17 protein-coding genes and 1 riboswitch are annotated in these 15,984 nt (G+C 57.9%); of the genes, 8 read left to right on the forward strand and 9 right to left on the reverse strand.

The window, feature by feature from the left end; genetic code table 11:
- Positions 1-8: 8 nt before the first annotated feature.
- Positions 9-1,115, forward strand: coding sequence for an ABC transporter permease (locus tag ENTHG_RS09245; RefSeq protein ID WP_044178270.1), 1,107 nt, complete (start codon positions 9-11; stop codon positions 1,113-1,115).
- On the opposite strand, the gene ENTHG_RS09250 is transcribed toward ENTHG_RS09245, so the two are convergent.
- The gene (locus ENTHG_RS09250) at positions 1,077-1,487 is read right to left on the reverse strand and encodes a YbhQ family protein (RefSeq protein WP_044178273.1); all 411 of its coding nucleotides are present in this window, start codon (positions 1,485-1,487) and stop codon (positions 1,077-1,079) included. The two genes, ENTHG_RS09245 and ENTHG_RS09250, sit on opposite strands and share 39 nt — an antisense overlap.
- A gap of 132 nt (positions 1,488-1,619) precedes the next feature.
- Here ENTHG_RS09250 and ENTHG_RS09255 point away from each other — a divergent pair, with 132 nt between their 5' ends.
- The 3 genes from ENTHG_RS09255 to ENTHG_RS09265 are packed head-to-tail and all read left to right on the forward strand — an operon-like array spanning position 1,620 to position 4,587.
- Positions 1,620-2,381, forward strand: coding sequence for an endonuclease/exonuclease/phosphatase family protein (locus ENTHG_RS09255; RefSeq protein ID WP_044178276.1), 762 nt, complete (start codon positions 1,620-1,622; stop codon positions 2,379-2,381).
- Positions 2,378-3,622: a cardiolipin synthase ClsB gene (gene clsB / locus ENTHG_RS09260; protein WP_044178279.1), complete on the forward strand. Its 1,245-nt coding sequence runs from the start codon at positions 2,378-2,380 to the stop codon at positions 3,620-3,622. Before ENTHG_RS09255 ends, clsB begins: the two co-directional genes overlap by 4 nt.
- Entirely contained in the window at positions 3,622-4,587 is a 966-nt protein-coding gene (locus ENTHG_RS09265; protein WP_044178284.1) for a lysylphosphatidylglycerol synthase domain-containing protein, read from the forward strand. The genes clsB and ENTHG_RS09265 overlap by 1 nt, the downstream gene beginning before the upstream one ends.
- Here ENTHG_RS09265 and ENTHG_RS09270 read toward each other — a convergent pair whose 3' ends face one another.
- The 7 genes from ENTHG_RS09270 to moaA form a co-directional block, all read right to left on the reverse strand.
- The gene (locus ENTHG_RS09270; RefSeq protein WP_044178286.1) at positions 4,588-5,289 is read right to left on the reverse strand and encodes a Bax inhibitor-1/YccA family protein; all 702 of its coding nucleotides are present in this window, start codon (positions 5,287-5,289) and stop codon (positions 4,588-4,590) included.
- A gap of 123 nt (positions 5,290-5,412) precedes the next feature.
- Entirely contained in the window at positions 5,413-6,120 is a 708-nt protein-coding gene (locus ENTHG_RS09275) for a Bax inhibitor-1/YccA family protein (protein WP_044178288.1), read from the reverse strand.
- Between the two features lie 59 nt (positions 6,121-6,179).
- Positions 6,180-6,632 (reverse strand): molybdopterin synthase catalytic subunit MoaE, encoded by a 453-nt coding sequence (gene moaE, locus ENTHG_RS09280; RefSeq protein ID WP_044178290.1) that lies wholly within the window; start codon positions 6,630-6,632, stop codon positions 6,180-6,182.
- A 1-nt stretch (position 6,633) separates the two neighbouring features.
- Positions 6,634-6,879 carry a molybdopterin synthase sulfur carrier subunit gene (moaD, locus tag ENTHG_RS09285; protein WP_044178292.1) on the reverse strand — a complete coding sequence of 82 codons (246 nt, stop codon included), beginning with the start codon at positions 6,877-6,879 and terminating at the stop codon, positions 6,634-6,636.
- The gene (gene moaC, locus ENTHG_RS09290) at positions 6,872-7,357 is read right to left on the reverse strand and encodes a cyclic pyranopterin monophosphate synthase MoaC (protein ID WP_044178295.1); all 486 of its coding nucleotides are present in this window, start codon (positions 7,355-7,357) and stop codon (positions 6,872-6,874) included. Before moaC ends, moaD begins: the two co-directional genes overlap by 8 nt.
- A gap of 2 nt (positions 7,358-7,359) precedes the next feature.
- Positions 7,360-7,872, reverse strand: a complete 513-nt coding sequence (gene moaB / locus ENTHG_RS09295; protein WP_044178298.1) for a molybdenum cofactor biosynthesis protein B — start codon at positions 7,870-7,872, stop codon at positions 7,360-7,362.
- A gap of 20 nt (positions 7,873-7,892) precedes the next feature.
- Positions 7,893-8,882 carry a GTP 3',8-cyclase MoaA gene (gene moaA / locus ENTHG_RS09300; RefSeq protein ID WP_044178301.1) on the reverse strand — a complete coding sequence of 330 codons (990 nt, stop codon included), beginning with the start codon at positions 8,880-8,882 and terminating at the stop codon, positions 7,893-7,895.
- A riboswitch (molybdenum cofactor riboswitch) is annotated at positions 8,870-9,012 on the reverse strand. (Overlaps the previous gene by 13 nt.)
- A 208-nt stretch (positions 9,013-9,220) precedes the next feature.
- Between moaA and yvcK the strand changes: the two genes are divergently transcribed.
- From yvcK to pmrB, 4 genes are all read left to right on the forward strand, one after another.
- A complete protein-coding gene (gene yvcK, locus ENTHG_RS09305) occupies positions 9,221-10,129 on the forward strand; it encodes a uridine diphosphate-N-acetylglucosamine-binding protein YvcK (RefSeq protein WP_044178303.1) in 909 nt (302 codons plus the stop codon).
- 124 nt (positions 10,130-10,253) lie between these two features.
- Positions 10,254-11,897, forward strand: a complete 1,644-nt coding sequence (gene eptA, locus ENTHG_RS09310) for a phosphoethanolamine transferase EptA (protein WP_044178305.1) — start codon at positions 10,254-10,256, stop codon at positions 11,895-11,897.
- Positions 11,894-12,565, forward strand: a complete 672-nt coding sequence (gene pmrA / locus ENTHG_RS09315) for a two-component system response regulator PmrA (protein WP_044178308.1) — start codon at positions 11,894-11,896, stop codon at positions 12,563-12,565. Before eptA ends, pmrA begins: the two co-directional genes overlap by 4 nt.
- Before the next feature lie 2 nt (positions 12,566-12,567).
- The gene (pmrB, locus tag ENTHG_RS09320; RefSeq protein ID WP_044178310.1) at positions 12,568-13,647 is read left to right on the forward strand and encodes a two-component system sensor histidine kinase PmrB; all 1,080 of its coding nucleotides are present in this window, start codon (positions 12,568-12,570) and stop codon (positions 13,645-13,647) included.
- A gap of 305 nt (positions 13,648-13,952) precedes the next feature.
- On the opposite strand, the gene uvrB is transcribed toward pmrB, so the two are convergent.
- A complete protein-coding gene (uvrB, locus tag ENTHG_RS09325) occupies positions 13,953-15,974 on the reverse strand; it encodes an excinuclease ABC subunit UvrB (RefSeq protein ID WP_044178313.1) in 2,022 nt (673 codons plus the stop codon).
- Positions 15,975-15,984: the final 10 nt, after the last annotated feature.

Consider the following 15,984-nt stretch of genomic DNA (forward strand, 5'->3'; position numbering starts at 1 on the left):
GAGGACGCATGTTTCATCGCTTATGGACGTTAATTCGCAAAGAGCTGCAGTCGCTGCTGCGCGAGCCGCAGACGCGGGCGATTTTGATTTTACCGGTGCTGATTCAGGTGCTGCTCTTCCCCTTCGCCGCAACGCTTGAGGTGACCAACGCCACTATCGCCGTCTACAACGAGGACAACGGCAAACATGCGGTGGAGCTGACCCAGCGCTTCGCCCGCGCTAAAGCCTTTACTCACGTTCTGCTGCTCGATAGCCCGCAGGCGGTTCGCACGACCATTGATGAGCAGAAAGCACTGCTGCTGGTACGCTTTCCGGCAGACTTTTCACGCAGGCTGGACAGCTTCACCCCCGCGCCAATGCAGCTTATTCTTGACGGACGCAACTCTAACAGCGCGCAGATCGCCGCCAACTACCTGCAGGAGATTGTCAAAAATTACCAGCAGGAACTGATGGAAGGCAAAGCGAAACCCAATAACAGCGAGCTGGTTATCCGCAACTGGTATAACCCCAATCTCGATTACAAATGGTTTGTGGTGCCATCGCTTATCGCCATGATCACCACCATTGGCGTGATGATCGTGACGTCGCTGTCCGTTGCCCGCGAGCGCGAACAGGGCACGCTGGACCAACTGCTGGTCTCGCCGCTAACCACCTGGCAGATTTTTATCGGCAAAGCGGTGCCTGCGCTTATCGTCGCCACCTTCCAGGCGACTATCGTACTGGCGGTGGGGATTCTGGCGTATAAAATTCCGTTTGCCGGATCGCTTGTGCTCTTTTACTTCACCATGCTGGTTTACGGGCTGTCGCTGGTAGGATTCGGCCTGCTGATCTCCGCCCTCTGCGCAACCCAGCAGCAGGCGTTTATCGGCGTGTTCGTCTTTATGATGCCCGCGATACTGCTTTCCGGCTATGTCTCGCCGGTGGAAAATATGCCGGTCTGGCTGCAGGATTTAACCTGGGTTAACCCTATCCGCCACTTCACCGATATCACCAAGCAGATCTACCTTAAGGATGCGGATTTTTCCATTGTGTGGGGGAGTCTGTGGCCGCTTCTGGTGATAACGGCCACGACGGGTTCAGCGGCGTACGCTATGTTTCGACGCAAAGTGATGTAGTTTTTTATCCTTCGCCAGCAGCGATACCACCGCAGGCCCGGCGAGGATAACCAGCCCGGCGAGCGCCAGCAGCAGGTTGTTTTGCATTACCCGGGAGAGCAGCCACAGCACAATCATTGCCGTACCAAAATACCAGGTGGTGGTGAGCTCTTCCAGAAAATCGCCGATATCGCGCCAGCGCGCTTCATGGTGGCGCTGTAAAAAGAGCATCAGCATCACCGTCACGCCGTACAGTACGCACAGGCCCAGCCCGACACGCACCAGCGCCCCGCTCATCCAGGCCGCCACCAGCACTGCCACAACCAGCAAATGCAACATTATCTGCCAGCAACTCAGGCCGGTTGCGACACGAACACGTTGTTGCCACTTCATGGCTTCTCTCCTGACGAATATATGACTTTTCTGAGACTACGCGTATTTACAGAAAATTCCGTAACCCGGCAGCTTTTTGTGACAGAGACTACAATTTATTTTCATGAGGATAGTGAGGCTGGCAGGAGCAATATGACCCAACAAACCCGGCAATTTTCGTTAAAAGTGCTCACCATTAATACACACAAGGGCTTTACCGCATTTAATAAACGGTTCATTTTGCCCGAGCTGCGCGACGCGGTACGCACCGTTAGCGCCGATATCGTCTGCCTGCAGGAAGTGATGGGCGCGCATGAAGTGCATCCGCTGCACGTTGAGAACTGGCCGGACACCACCCACTACGAGTTTCTGGCCGATACCATGTGGAGCGATTTCGCCTATGGCCGCAACGCCGTTTACCCGGAAGGGCACCACGGCAACGCGGTGCTGTCGCGTTTCCCCATTGAGCATTATGAAAACCGGGATGTCTCCGTAGACGGCAGTGAAAAGCGCGGCCTGCTCTACTGCCGCATCGTACCGCCCCATATCGATCGCGCGATACATGTTATCTGCGTCCACCTGGGGCTGCGCGAGGCGCATCGACAGGCGCAGCTGACTATGCTGGCGGAGTGGGTCAATTCGCTACCGGAAAATGAACCGGTGGTGGTCGCGGGCGATTTCAACGACTGGCGGCAACGCGCCAACCATCCGTTGAAAATGCAGGCCGGGCTGGAGGAGATTTTTACTCGCGCCCATGGCCGCCCTGCCCGTACCTTCCCGGTGAGTCTGCCTCTACTACGCCTTGATCGTATTTATGTGAAAAACGCCAGCGCCAGCTCTCCCACCGCTTTACCGCTGCGCAACTGGCGTCATTTGTCCGATCATGCCCCTCTGAGCGCGGAGATCCACCTATGAAATGTACATGGCGAGAGGGTAACCGCATCCAGTTACTGGAAAATGGCGATAACTATTACCCTGCTGTTTACGCCGCCATTGAGCAGGCGAAACAGAAAATCATTCTGGAAACCTTTATCTGGTTTGAAGATGACGTCGGGCGCGAACTGCATGCCGCATTGTTAAAAGCGGCACGCCGGGGCGTCAACGTTGAGGTGTTACTGGACGGCTACGGCTCGCCGGATTTAAGCGACGAATTCGTTAACGAACTCACCGCCGCCGGTGTCGTGTTCCGTTATTACGACCCGCGCCCCCGTCTGATGGGGATGCGCACCAACGTCTTCCGCCGCATGCACCGTAAAATTGTGGTGATAGATAACACCATCGCCTTTGTCGGCGGCATCAACTATTCGGCGGAGCATGTCACCAGCTACGGCCCGGAGGCCAAGCAGGACTATGCGGTGCGCGTGGAAGGGCCGGTGGTGGAAGATATTCTGCAGTTTGAACTGGAAAACCTGCCCGATGAAGCCCAGACCAAACGCTGGTGGCAGCGCAGACGCCATCAGGCGGAGGAGAACAGAAAGCCCGGCGAAGCGCAGGCGCTTTTTGTCTGGCGGGACAATGACGACCACCGGGATGATATAGAACGCCACTACCTTAAGATGCTCGCCAATGCCCGCCGGGAAGTCATTATCGCCAACGCCTACTTTTTCCCCGGCTATCGCCTGCTGCACGCCATGCGTAACGCGGCCCGGCGCGGCGTCAAGGTGAAGCTCATCGTGCAGGGCGAGCCGGATATGCCGATTGTCAAAGTGGGGGCGGAGCTGCTCTATAACTATCTGCTTAAAGGCGGCGTGGAGGTGTATGAATATCGCCGCCGCCCGCTGCACGGCAAGGTGGCGCTGATGGATGACCACTGGGCGACCGTGGGCTCCAGTAATCTCGACCCGTTAAGTTTGTCGCTCAATCTGGAGGCCAACCTGATCATTCACGACCGTGAGTTTAACCAAACGCTGCGGGAAAACCTGAACGCGATTATCGCCAAAGACTGCGTGCGCGTGGACGAGTCAATGGCGCCGAAGCGCACCTGGTGGAACCTTGCCAAGAGCGTGATTGTGTTCCACTTCCTGCGTCACTTCCCGGCGCTGGTTGGCTGGCTGCCTGCACATACGCCAAGGCTGGCGCTGGTGGAGCCGCCCGTCCAGCCGGAGATCGAAACGCAGGATCGTATCGACCCTGAAAATTCGGGGGTAAAACCCTGATGGCAAAATCAAAGCCGCGCTGGAAACTGGCGAAAAAAATCCTCACCTGGATCTTCTTTATTGCCGTCGCCGTACTGTTAGTACTCTACGCGCAAAAAGTGAACTGGGAAGATGTCTGGAAAGTGATCCGCGACTACAACCGCACCGCCCTGCTCGGCGCGGTCGCGCTGGTCATCCTGAGCTACCTGCTGTATGGCTGCTACGATCTGCTTGGCCGCGCCTACTGCGGCCATAAGCTCGCTAAACGCCAGGTGATGCTGGTGTCGTTTATCTGTTATGCCTTTAACCTGACGCTCAGCACCTGGGTGGGCGGCATCGGTATGCGCTACCGGCTCTATTCACGCCTGGGGCTGCCCAGCAGCACTATCACGCGTATTTTTTCATTGAGTATTACCACCAACTGGCTGGGGTATATCCTGCTTGGCGGTATTCTGTTTACCTTCGGCGTGGTCGATATTCCACAACACTGGTATATCGATGATACCACCCTGCGGATCGTTGGCGTGGCGCTGCTGCTGTTCATTGCTTTCTATCTGTGGGCCTGTGCCTTCGCCAAACGCCGTCATTTCACCATTAAGGGGCAGAAGCTGGTCATTCCCTCGTGGAAGTTCGCCGTGGCGCAGATGGTTATCTCCAGCGCCAACTGGATAGCGATGGGGGCGATCATCTGGCTGCTGATGGGCGAACAGGCTAACTTCTTCTTTGTGCTGGGGGTGCTGCTGGTGAGCAGTATTGCCGGGGTTATTGTCCATATCCCGGCGGGGATCGGCGTGCTTGAGGCGGTGTTTCTCGCCCTGCTGGCCGGCGAGCATGTCTCGCAGGGAGTGATTATCGCCGCCCTGCTTGCCTATCGCGTGCTCTACTATTTCCTGCCGCTGCTGCTGGCGCTGATTGGTTATCTGGTGCTGGAAGGCCGCGCCAAAAAGCTGCGGGCAAAAAATGAGAAGGCGATGGCCAAAGGCTGATCAGCGGAAGCGGAAGCTGTCGATGATATATATCACCAGCCGTAGCAGCTCAAACACCAGGTTGACGATATTCAGCCAGACCCGCAACGCGCCATGGATGGCGCAGGCCTGCACCGTGGTAAATTCTTGCATATAGAGTTCGCGGGCGGAAAGCCGTAGCCGCGAACTGTTCCCCGCCGCCGTCAGTCCAAACAGCAGAACCATCACCACACAGCCGACCCACTCCGGCGGGCCGCTGTGCAGCGCAATACTGACCAGCACCGTCAGACCAAGCCCCGCTAACACCATGAGCAGATAATAGCCACCGCCGCCAATCCTGCTGCCCGCGTAATGGGCGATAACGGCGCTGACGAGGAACATTCCGCTGGTTACCCCCAGGATTAAGGCAGCGCCAGGCCAGGAGAAAATGCAGGTAAGAAGCCACCCGGTCAGCAGATTCAGAACGATGAGCAAGCACAGCGCGACCGGGGTGCTATAGCGCTCGAAGAGCGTGTGAAGGATAATCCCGCCGCCGAATAAGATAATCATCAACACGGCGATGACGGGGCCGGGCGCAAACCATTCACGCACGACGGGAATGTGCAGCGCCAGCCAGGCGACGCCGATGCCCAACGCCATGCCCGCCGCCAGCCACAGGCAGACATTGACCATCAGCTCCGTGGGCTTGATTTGCGGCGGAGAAAGCCAGCCAAAAGGTTTCATCACTCCTCCCTGAGTTGAGCGATTTGCATTGGTGTCCCTTGCCGGATTCCCTTCACCCTGCCCCAGAGGGGCCAGCTTTTCCCCCTCTCCCTTTCAGGGAGAGGGATGGGGTGAGGGTAACTATTATCGCCGGTTGCCGAAGATACGCAGCAGCATTAAGAACAGGTTGATAAAGTCCAGGTAGAGCGTCAGCGCGCCCAGAATCGAATATTTGCGCAGATGGCCTCTGTCGCTGACGTCAATCTGCGCGCCAATGTTTTTAAGCCGCTGGGTATCGTAAGCGGTCAGGCCGACAAACACGATCACCCCGATATAGGTCACAATCCACATCAGCCTTTCGCTTTTCAGCCAGAAGTTGACCAGCGATGCCAGAACAATGCCGATAAGCGCCATAAACAGGATGCTGCCCATCCCGCTTAAATCGCGTTTGGTGGTAAAGCCGTAAAGGCTCATGGCGCCAAACATCCCGGCGGTAACCACAAAGGTCGCGGCGATGGATTGAGCGGTATAGGCGAACAGCACGCCGGAGAAGGTTAACCCGGTTAGCGCGGAATAGAGCATAAACAGCGTGGTCGCCATCCCCGCGCTCAGCTTATGAATCAGACCCGACAGCACAAACACCAGCGCCAGCTGGGCGATAATCAGGCCAAAAAAGACAAGCTGGCTGGAGTAGATAGCCATCAGCACGTTCTGGTTATACAGCGTGTACCAGGCGACAAAGGCCGTAAGCAGCAGGCCACAGGTCATCCAGCCGTAAACCTGGGCCATATAGGTTTGTAAGCCGGTGCGTGCCGACGAAACGATAGAATCGGAACGGGGGAATCGGTCCATGGTTGACTCCTCATTAATGGAATACCCATCAACAAGGTTAACACATTCCCGCTAAAGCGTTACCAGCGCTGTGCTGCCTGCTTATCGCTGTCGCGCGCCTCGACCCAGCGCTCCCCCTGCGCGGTCGCCTCGCGCTTCCAGAACGGGGCGCGGGTTTTTAGATAATCCATGATGAACTGCCCGGCCTCAAACGCGCTGCTGCGGTGGGCGCTGCTGACGCCGACAAACACGATATCGTCCCCCGGCCACAGTTCACCGGTGCGGTGAATCACTGTGACCCGCCCCAGCGGCCAGCGGCTGCGGGCTTCCACCACGATTTCCGCCAGCGACTTTTCCGTCATGCCGGGATAGTGCTCCAGCGTCAGCGCGCTGACGTTATCGCCGAGATTATGGTTACGGACTTTGCCGGTGAAGGTGACCACCGCCCCGTCTTCGTCCCGCGCGCTTAACCAGCTATGTTCGTCGCCAACGTTAAACGGCGCGGTCCCAACGACAATGCGCGTCTCGCTCATATCAGCCTCCGGTCACGGGTGGGAAAAAGGCAACCTCATCACCGTCGGCAACGGGGTGCTCCATGCTGACCAGGGTCTGGTTTACCGCCGCCAGCAGCTTGCCCTCCTCCAGCGCCAGCGCCCAGCGATCGCCTCTGCTCGCCAGCTGCTGACGCAGCGCGCCTACCGTGGGAAACGTCGCTTCAAGCTCCAGCGCATCAACGCCCACCAGCTCGCGCACCTGGGCGAAGAACAGTACCTTAATCATCAGAATCCACCTTAAAATCGCCGGATTTGCCGCCGCTTTTCGCCAGCAGCCGTACCGGGCCAATCACCATATCTTTCTGCACCGCTTTGCACATGTCGTAAATCGTCAGCGCCGCTACCGAAGCGGCGGTCAGCGCCTCCATCTCCACGCCGGTTTTACCGCTCAGGCGGCAGACGGACTCCACGCGCACCCGGTTGTGCTCAGGCTGGGCCTGCAACAGAACTTCCACTTTGCTGAGCAGCAGCGGGTGGCAGAGCGGGATCAGCTCCCAGGTGCGTTTTGCCGCCTGGATGCCCGCAATGCGGGCCGTGGCGAACACATCGCCTTTATGGTGGCTGCCGTCGAGGATCATCGCCAGCGTTTGCGGCTGCATGGTGATGAAAGCTTCGGCACGGGCCTCGCGTACGGTTTCCGCTTTGGCGGAAACGTCCACCATATGGGCTTCGCCGTCGGCGTTAATGTGGGTCAGTCGGGACATAATCAGGGCTTAATATGGGAGTGAAAATTACACGGGCGCGTGCGCGCGTCGAGCTGGGGGGCAATGATATTTTCCCAGGCGGTACGGCAGGCTTTTGGCGAGCCGGGCATGGCGAAAATCAGCGTGTTATTCGCCATACCGGCCACCGCGCGGGATTGCAGGGTCGAGGTGCCGATCTCTTCAAAGGAGAGCATACGGAACAGCTCGCCGAAGCCTTCCACTTCGCGGTCAAACAGCGGCAGCAGGGCTTCTGGGGCCTGGTCGCCCTCGGTAAAGCCGGTACCGCCGTTTACCAGCACGACCTGCACCTCCTCGCGGGCTATCCAGGCCGATACCTGAGCGCGGATGGCGTAGCGGTTCTCTTTGACGATGGCTTTATCCACCACCTGGTGCCCCGCCTCATGCGCGGCGTCGCGCAGGTAGTGCCCGGAGGTGTCGTCTTCCTCGCCGCGACGGCTGGAGACGGTAAGAATCGCAATACGGGTGGGGATAAATTCAGCGCTAACCTGACTCATCGCTTCTCTCCTTGCGGCAGCTATCCGCCAATGTAAGAAAGGTTTTGGGTAATACCGGTATTGCCCTGATGCAGAAAATGGGTCTGCTTTTTAGCGCCCAGGGCAGTTTCGATACGTGACGCCAGCGCGGCCTGCTGGCCGTCATCCTGCAGCAGATCGCGCAGCTCAACGCCGCCATCGCCGAACAGGCACAGATGAAGCTTGCCCGTGGACGATACCCGCAGCCGGTTGCAGCTGGCGCAGAAATCTTTTTCATAAGGCATGATCAGGCCAATTTCACCCAGGTAATCCGGGTGGCAGAAGACCTGGGCCGGGCCGTCGCTGCGGTTGCGCAGCTTCTGGATCCAGCCGCGGCGGATTAAGGCATCGCGTAATACCGCACCGGAAATATGGTGGCGACGAAACAGTTCGCTGCCCTCGCCGGTCTCCATCAGCTCAATGAAACGTAGCTGGATAGCCCGCGGCTTAATCCACGCAAGGAAGGTATCAAGCTGATGATGGTTCACGTCGCGCATCAGCACGGTATTGACTTTGACCTTGTCGAAACCGGCGGCGAAAGCGGCGTCGATGCCTGCCATCACCTGGGTGAATTTATCCTGTCCGGTAATGGCGTGAAACTGGCGGGCGTCGAGGCTGTCAACGCTGACGTTAACCGCCGTCAGGCCCGCCTCGCGCCAGCGCGCGGCATCGCGCGCCAGCCGGTAGCCATTGGTGGTAACGGCAATCTGACGCAGCGCTGGGTTTTCCCGCACGGCGGCGATGATCTCGGTAAAATCGCGGCGCAGGGACGGTTCGCCGCCGGTGAGGCGAACTTTTTCCGTCCCCATCGCGGAAAACGCCCGCGTGACGCGGCGGATTTCGTCAAGGCTGAGAAAACCTTTGTTGGTGACGCCCCCCGGTTTATAGCCGTCGGGCAGACAGTAGGTGCAACGAAAGTTGCAGACATCGGTGATCGACAAGCGCAAATAGTAAAACTTACGCGTGAACGAGTCAGTAAGTTGTGTGGCCATGTACACCTTTCCAGATACGGGAGGTGCGGTCATTTCTTTCCGCACCCTGGCGGCGGATACAGCGTATCGCCACGGCCAAAGCACCGTATCAGCAGACTTAGGCGCAGAGGCTAGAGTGTAAAGTATGTCAGGCGATAGTAGCGCGAAGCGCCGGTTTTCGCCATCGCCATTAACGTTGTATAAATATCTACATAACGTATTGTTGCTGCGATTTCACACCAGAGTACGTGAAAAAGGCTTTTTTGCTTTGATATCGGTCATTTTCCGCCGGTTGCGGCATCGTCATTTGGTGGTATATACGTTAACGTAACGCGGTCACTTATTTGAAGGAAGAAGTAATGCGCAATCGCACACTGGCGGACCTGGACCGCGTTGTCGCCCTTGGCGGCGGGCATGGCCTGGGCCGCGTGATGTCCTCTCTCTCCTCGCTGGGTTCGCGCCTGACCGGCATTGTCACCACCACCGACAACGGCGGCTCAACCGGGCGAATTCGCCGCTCCGAAGGCGGCATTGCCTGGGGCGATATGCGCAACTGTCTCAACCAGTTAATCACCGAGCCCAGCGTGGCCTCGGCGATGTTTGAGTACCGTTTTAGCGGTAACGGCGAACTTTCCGGGCATAACCTCGGAAATTTAATGTTAAAGGCGCTCGATCACCTTAGCGTGCGGCCGCTGGAGGCCATCAATCTCATTCGTAACCTGCTTAAGGTAGATGCGTTTTTGATTCCCATGTCCGAACATCCGGTGGATTTAATGGCCACCGATAGCGAAGGTAACATGGTGTATGGCGAGGTAAATATCGATCTGCTCGACTCGCCGGTGCAGGAGCTGATGCTGTTTCCGAAAGTGCATGCCACTCGTGAAGCGATCCAGGCCATCGCCGAGGCGGATCTGATCCTCATTGGCCCCGGCAGTTTTTATACCAGCCTGCTGCCGCTGCTGCTGCTTGACGATCTGGCGCAGGCGCTACGCCGCACGCCCGCCCCGGTGGTCTACATCGCCAACCTGGGTAAAGAGTTGAGCGTCGCCGCCGCCAGCCTGAGCCTGAAAGATAAACTGGCGATCATGGAGCAGTACGTCGGTAAACCCATTATCGACGCGGCCATCGTCGGGCCGAAGGTGGATATCAGCGCCATTACCGACCGGATTGTGGTGCAGGGGGAACTGGAGGCCAGCGATATTCCCTACCGCCACGACCGGCATCTGCTGCGCGACGCGCTGGAAAAGGCCGTGCAGGCGCTTGGCTAACTGAGAGCCGCCCGGATAAGCGAAGCGTATCCGGGCCCCCCAGCCTGGCTTTTCTTAACTTCTTAAGGTTGTCTTAACGCTCCGCTGCCAGCATAGCAATCCTGTTCGTTAACGGGTCCATGCTATGCGCACGCTTCGTCTCCCCAGGCCGACACTGAGCCGCCTGAGTTTTATTATTCTGTTTGCCCTCTATATTGCTCTGCCGCTTAATCTGGCTTTTTATCATCAGGCGTTTCACCTGCTGCCGGTCAACTCTCTGCATAATGGACTGGTGTTCGCCACCATGCCGGTGGTGGCGTTTTGCGTTATCAATATCGTGTTAACGCTGGCCTCGTTTTTGCGTCTTGAACGGCTGGTAATAAGCCTTTTCGTGCTGGTCAGCGCGGCGGCGCAATATTTCATCATCAGCTTTAGCGTGGTGGTGGACCGCTCGATGGTAACCAACATTCTCGATACTACCCCGGCGGAAAGCTTTGCCCTGCTGTCGCCGCGCCTGGTGGGGTCACTTTTGCTGTTTGGCCTGCTGGCCGTGGCGCTGGCATGGTGGATCAGAACCCTACCGGCGAGACCGTACTGGCGCAGCGCGCTGCTGCGCATGGGCAGTATCGTGCTCTCCGGATTGTTAATTGTCTTTGTCGCGCTGCTCTTTTATAAGGATTACGCCTCGCTGTTTCGTAACCACAAGGAGCTGGTAAAAACGCTCAGTCCGTCGAACAGCATTGCCGCCAGCTGGTCCTGGTACAGCCATAACCGGCTGGACAATTTGCCGCTGGTACGCATTGGCGAAGATGCGCATCAGAAGGCGCAGATGCAGCAAGGGCCGCGTAAAAACCTGACTATCCTGATTGTCGGGGAAACCTCCCGGGCGGACGATTTTTCTCTTGGCGGCTATGGCCGGGAGACCAACCCGCGCCTGAAACAGGACAATGTGATTTACTACCCTCACGCCACCTCTTGCGGCACCGCTACCGCGATATCCGTGCCGTGTATGTTCTCGAATATGCCCAGAGCGCACTATGACGAGCAGCTTGCCCACCACCAGGAGGGGTTGCTGGATATTATTCAGCGAGCAGGCATTCAGGTGCTGTGGAATGAGAACGACGGCGGCTGCAAAGGGGCCTGCGACCGCGTGCCGCACCAGGATATGACGCAGCTTAAGCTGCCGGGGCAGTGTACTGACGGGGAGTGTCTGGATGAGGTGCTGTTCCATCAGCTGGACGACTATATTAACCATCTCCAGCATGATGGGGTCATCGTTCTGCATACCATCGGCAGCCACGGCCCGACCTATTACAACCGCTACCCGGCGCAGTTTCGCCAGTTCACGCCGGTTTGCAGTACCAGCCAGATTCAGACCTGCTCGCAGCAGCAGCTGGTGAACACCTACGACAACACTATCCTGTATGTGGATTACATTGTCGATAAGGCAATCAGGCTGCTGGAGTCGAAGCAGGACAGGTTCACCACCAGCCTTGTCTATCTCTCCGATCATGGCGAATCGTTGGGCGAAGACGGCATTTACCTGCACGGGCTGCCCTGGTCCATCGCCCCGCAGACGCAAAAACACGTTCCTGTGCTAATTTGGCTATCAAAGGATTATCAGCAACGCTATGGCGTGGCAAGCCAGTGTCTGCAAAAAGAGAGCCAGCAACGGGCTGTTTCGCAGGATAATCTCTTTTCTACCCTGCTGGGGCTGACCGGCGTCAGCACCCGTGAGTACCATGCGCAGGACGATCTGTTAACCGCCTGTCGGGGAGAGACAAAATGAAAATTCTGGTTGTGGAAGATGACGCCCTGCTGCAACAGGGGCTGATTCTGGCGATGCAGAGCGAAGGTTACGCCTGCGATGGCGTCTCGACCGCCCATGAGGCGGGGCTAAGCCTGGCGACCGGGCATTACAGCCTGATGGTGCTTGACCTTGGGCTGCCGGACGAAGACGGGATGCACTTCCTGGCGCGCCTGCGCCGGGAGAAGTTCGCCCTGCCGGTACTGATTCTTACCGCCCGCGACACCCTTGGCGATCGGATTTCCGGGCTTGATTGCGGCGCGGATGACTATCTGGTGAAGCCGTTTGCGCTTGAGGAGCTTAACGCGCGCATCCGCGCGCTGCTGCGCCGCTATAATAATCAGGCGGATAGCGAGCTTGTCGACGGCAATTTGCGCCTTAATATGACGCGCCGCCAGGCATGGCTTGATGAACAGCTATTGGAGCTGACCCCCAAAGAGTATGCCCTGCTCTCGCGGCTGATGCTAAAAAGCGGCTCGCCGGTGCACCGGGAAATTCTCTACAACGATATCTATAACTGGGATAACGAACCGGCGACCAACACCCTGGAGGTGCACATCCATAACCTGCGCGACAAAATCGGCAAGTCGCGTATCCGCACCGTCAGGGGCTACGGTTATATGCTGCTTAGTGCGAGCAAACAGGAATAACTATGGTGAAATTTACGCTGGCAGGCGGCTCAATGCGTAATCGCCTGCTGCTGACCATTGGCGCTATTCTGGTGTTTTGCCAGCTTATCAGCGTCTTCTGGTTATGGCATGAGAGCAAAGAGCAGATCCAGCTGCTGGTTGAGAGCGCCATCCACAACCATAACAACCACAGGCATATTGAGCATGAAGTGCGGGAAGCGGTAGCCAGCCTGCTGGTGCCGTCGCTGGTGATAATCGGTCTTGCCCTGCTGCTCTGTTTGCAGGCGGTTAAAGCCATTACCCGCCCGCTCTCCACGTTGCAGCGCGAGCTGGACGCCCGCACGCCGGATAACCTGCAGCCGATTGTCCTGGATAAGTCCGTGAGCGAGGTGGAGGCGGTGGCATCAGCCATTAACCATCTGGTTTCACGGCTGACCACCACCCTTGAGCGCGAACGCCTCTTTACCGCCGATGTCGCCCATGAGTTACGCACACCACTGGCGGGGCTGCGTCTGCATCTGGAGCTGATGGCGAAAAGCCATGCGCTGGATGTTGCGCCCCTGCTGCAGCGGCTCGATCAGATGACGGAGAACATCGCCCAGCTTTTGCAGCTGGCGCGCGTCGGCCAGTGTTTCTCCGCGGGCAGCTATCAGCAGGTCGCGCTTATGGAGGATGTGGTTACCCCGCTGCGCGCAGAGCTGGAGCGTATGCTTGAGGAGCGGCAACAGCAGTTGCGCCTTGCGAAGATCGATACGGATGTCGCCGTCGCAGGCGACGCCACTCTCTTACAGGTGCTGGTGAGAAATTTGGTGGAGAATGCGCACCGCTACAGCCCGGCAGGTTCGGTCATCACCCTGCGCCTGACCAACGACGTTTCGCCGGTGCTATCGGTGGAAGATGAGGGCCCAGGGGTTGACGAGGCGCGCAGCGGTGAATTAAGCAAAGCGTTTGTGCGCATGGACAGCCGGTACGGCGGCGCGGGGCTCGGGTTGAGCATCGTTTCGCGTATCGCCCAGCTTCACGACGCGCAATTCTTTTTGCAAAACCGCACGCCAGGGCCCGGCGTTCACGCCTGGGTGGCCTTTAAGCCCGCGCGGCGGTGACGCTTAGTAGCTTAAAACCCACAGCTGGCTAAAGCCGATAACGATGGCCAGTGAGAGGGCCACCGCGAGGTACTGATACAGAAATTCTTTGTGCATAAAAAACTCTCCTGATGTTAGTCAGGAGAGTAATCGGGTTTTATTAAGGCAACATTAAGCGTCGTTTTTTATTTTGTGAAGCGTATCACGCGCGGCAACGGATGCACCCGGATGCGGCGCTGCCTTATCCGGGCTACGGCCCGGTGGGAGAAAACCGCACGATCGGTCCCCTCTCCCCACTGGGGAGAGGGTTAGGGTGAGGGGCAAAATCACGACGCAGCGATAAACAGTTCCCGCAGCTGATGCAGCTGGTCGCGGCACTTCGCCGCCTCTTCGAACTCCAGGTTCTGAGCGTGCTGCATCATCTGCCCTTCCAGCTCGTGAATTTTCTGCTGCAGCGCTTTCGGCGTCAGCGCCAGATCTGCCGCGTCGGCCTTCACCGGATTGCGCGACTTGCCGCGCCCTTTCGCTTTGGTCTTCGCCAGGTTTTCCCCCAGCGCCAGAATATCCACCACTTTCTTGTTCAGCCCCTGCGGGGTGATGCCGTGCTCTTCGTTATAGCGCTGCTGTTTCTCGCGGCGGCGCTCGGTCTCGCCGATGGCTTTCGCCATCGATGGCGTAATTTTATCGCCGTAGAGAATAGCCATGCCGTTAACGTTACGCGCCGCGCGCCCGATGGTCTGAATAAGCGAACGCTCAGAACGCAGGAAGCCCTCTTTATCGGCGTCCAGAATGGCGACCAGCGAAACTTCAGGCATATCCAGCCCTTCTCGCAACAGGTTGATCCCCACCAGCACGTCAAACTCGCCGAGGCGCAAATCGCGGATGATCTCCATGCGCTCCACGGTGTCGATATCCGAGTGGAGGTAGCGTACACGCTCGCCGTGCTCTTCCAGATACTCGGTTAAATCTTCCGCCATCCGCTTGGTGAGGGTGGTCACCAGCACGCGCTCGTTGATAGCGGCACGCTTGCGGATTTCCGACAGCAGGTCGTCCACCTGCGTCGCCACCGGGCGTACTTCGATAATCGGATCGAGCAGCCCGGTGGGCCGCACCACCTGGTCGACAATTTCGTCGCCCGATTTTTCCAGCTCATAATTGCCCGGCGTCGCCGAGACATAGATCGTTTGCGGCACCAGCGCCTCAAACTCTTCAAATTTCAGCGGGCGGTTATCCAGCGCCGACGGCAGGCGGAAACCATACTCTACCAGCGTCTCTTTACGCGCGCGGTCACCGCGGTACATGCCGCCGATTTGCGGAATGGTGACGTGGGATTCGTCCACCACCAGCAGGCCGTCCGCCGGAAGATAATCAAACAGCGTCGGCGGCGGCTCGCCAGGCCCGCGCCCGGAGAGGTAACGGGAGTAGTTTTCGATACCGGAGCAGTAGCCCAGCTCGTTCATCATCTCCAGGTCGAACTGGGTACGCTGGCTAAGCCGCTGCTCTTCCAGCAGCTTGTTGTTCGCCAGCAGGGTCTTGCGCCGGTCCACCAGCTCGTCTTTTATCTCCTCCATCGCCTGCAAAATACGCTCGCGCGGGGTGACGTAGTGGGTTTTCGGGTAGACGGTAAAGCGCTGAATCACCGACTCGACGTGGCCGGTTAGCGGGTCGAAAAGCGACAGCCGCTCGACCTCTTCATCAAATAGCTCGACGCGCAGGGCGATATCGTCTGACTCCGCCGGGAAGATATCGATAACCTCGCCGCGCACGCGGAAGGTGCCGCGCTGGAACGCCTGGTCGTTACGGGTATATTGCAGCTCGGCCAGACGCCGCAAAATCGACCGCTGATCGATAATCATCCCTTTCGTCAGATGCAGCATCATCTTGAGATAGAGGTCCGGATCGCCCAGGCCGTAAATTGCCGAAACCGACGCCACCACCACGACATCACGGCGCTCCAGCAGCGCCTTGGTCGCCGACAGGCGCATCTGTTCGATGTGTTCGTTCACCGAAGCATCTTTTTCAATAAACGTATCGGAGCTGGGTACGTAGGCCTCAGGCTGATAGTAGTCGTAATAGGAGACGAAATATTCCACCGCGTTGTCCGGGAAGAACTCTTTCATCTCGCCATAAAGCTGGGCGGCCAGGGTTTTATTAGGGGCCAGAACCATCGTTGGGCGCTGCAGGTCGGCAATCACATTGGCCACGGTGAATGTTTTCCCCGAGCCGGTTACCCCCAGTAAGGTTTGATGCGCCAGCCCATCCTCCAGCCCCTCTTTCAGGCGACGAATGGCTTCTGGCTGATCGCCCGAAGGGCGAAACGCGGAATTCAGTTTGAACGGTTTACTCATGGACAACGAC

Source organism: Phytobacter massiliensis JC163, assembly GCF_000321045.1.
Classification (GTDB): domain Bacteria; phylum Pseudomonadota; class Gammaproteobacteria; order Enterobacterales; family Enterobacteriaceae; genus Phytobacter_A; species Phytobacter_A massiliensis.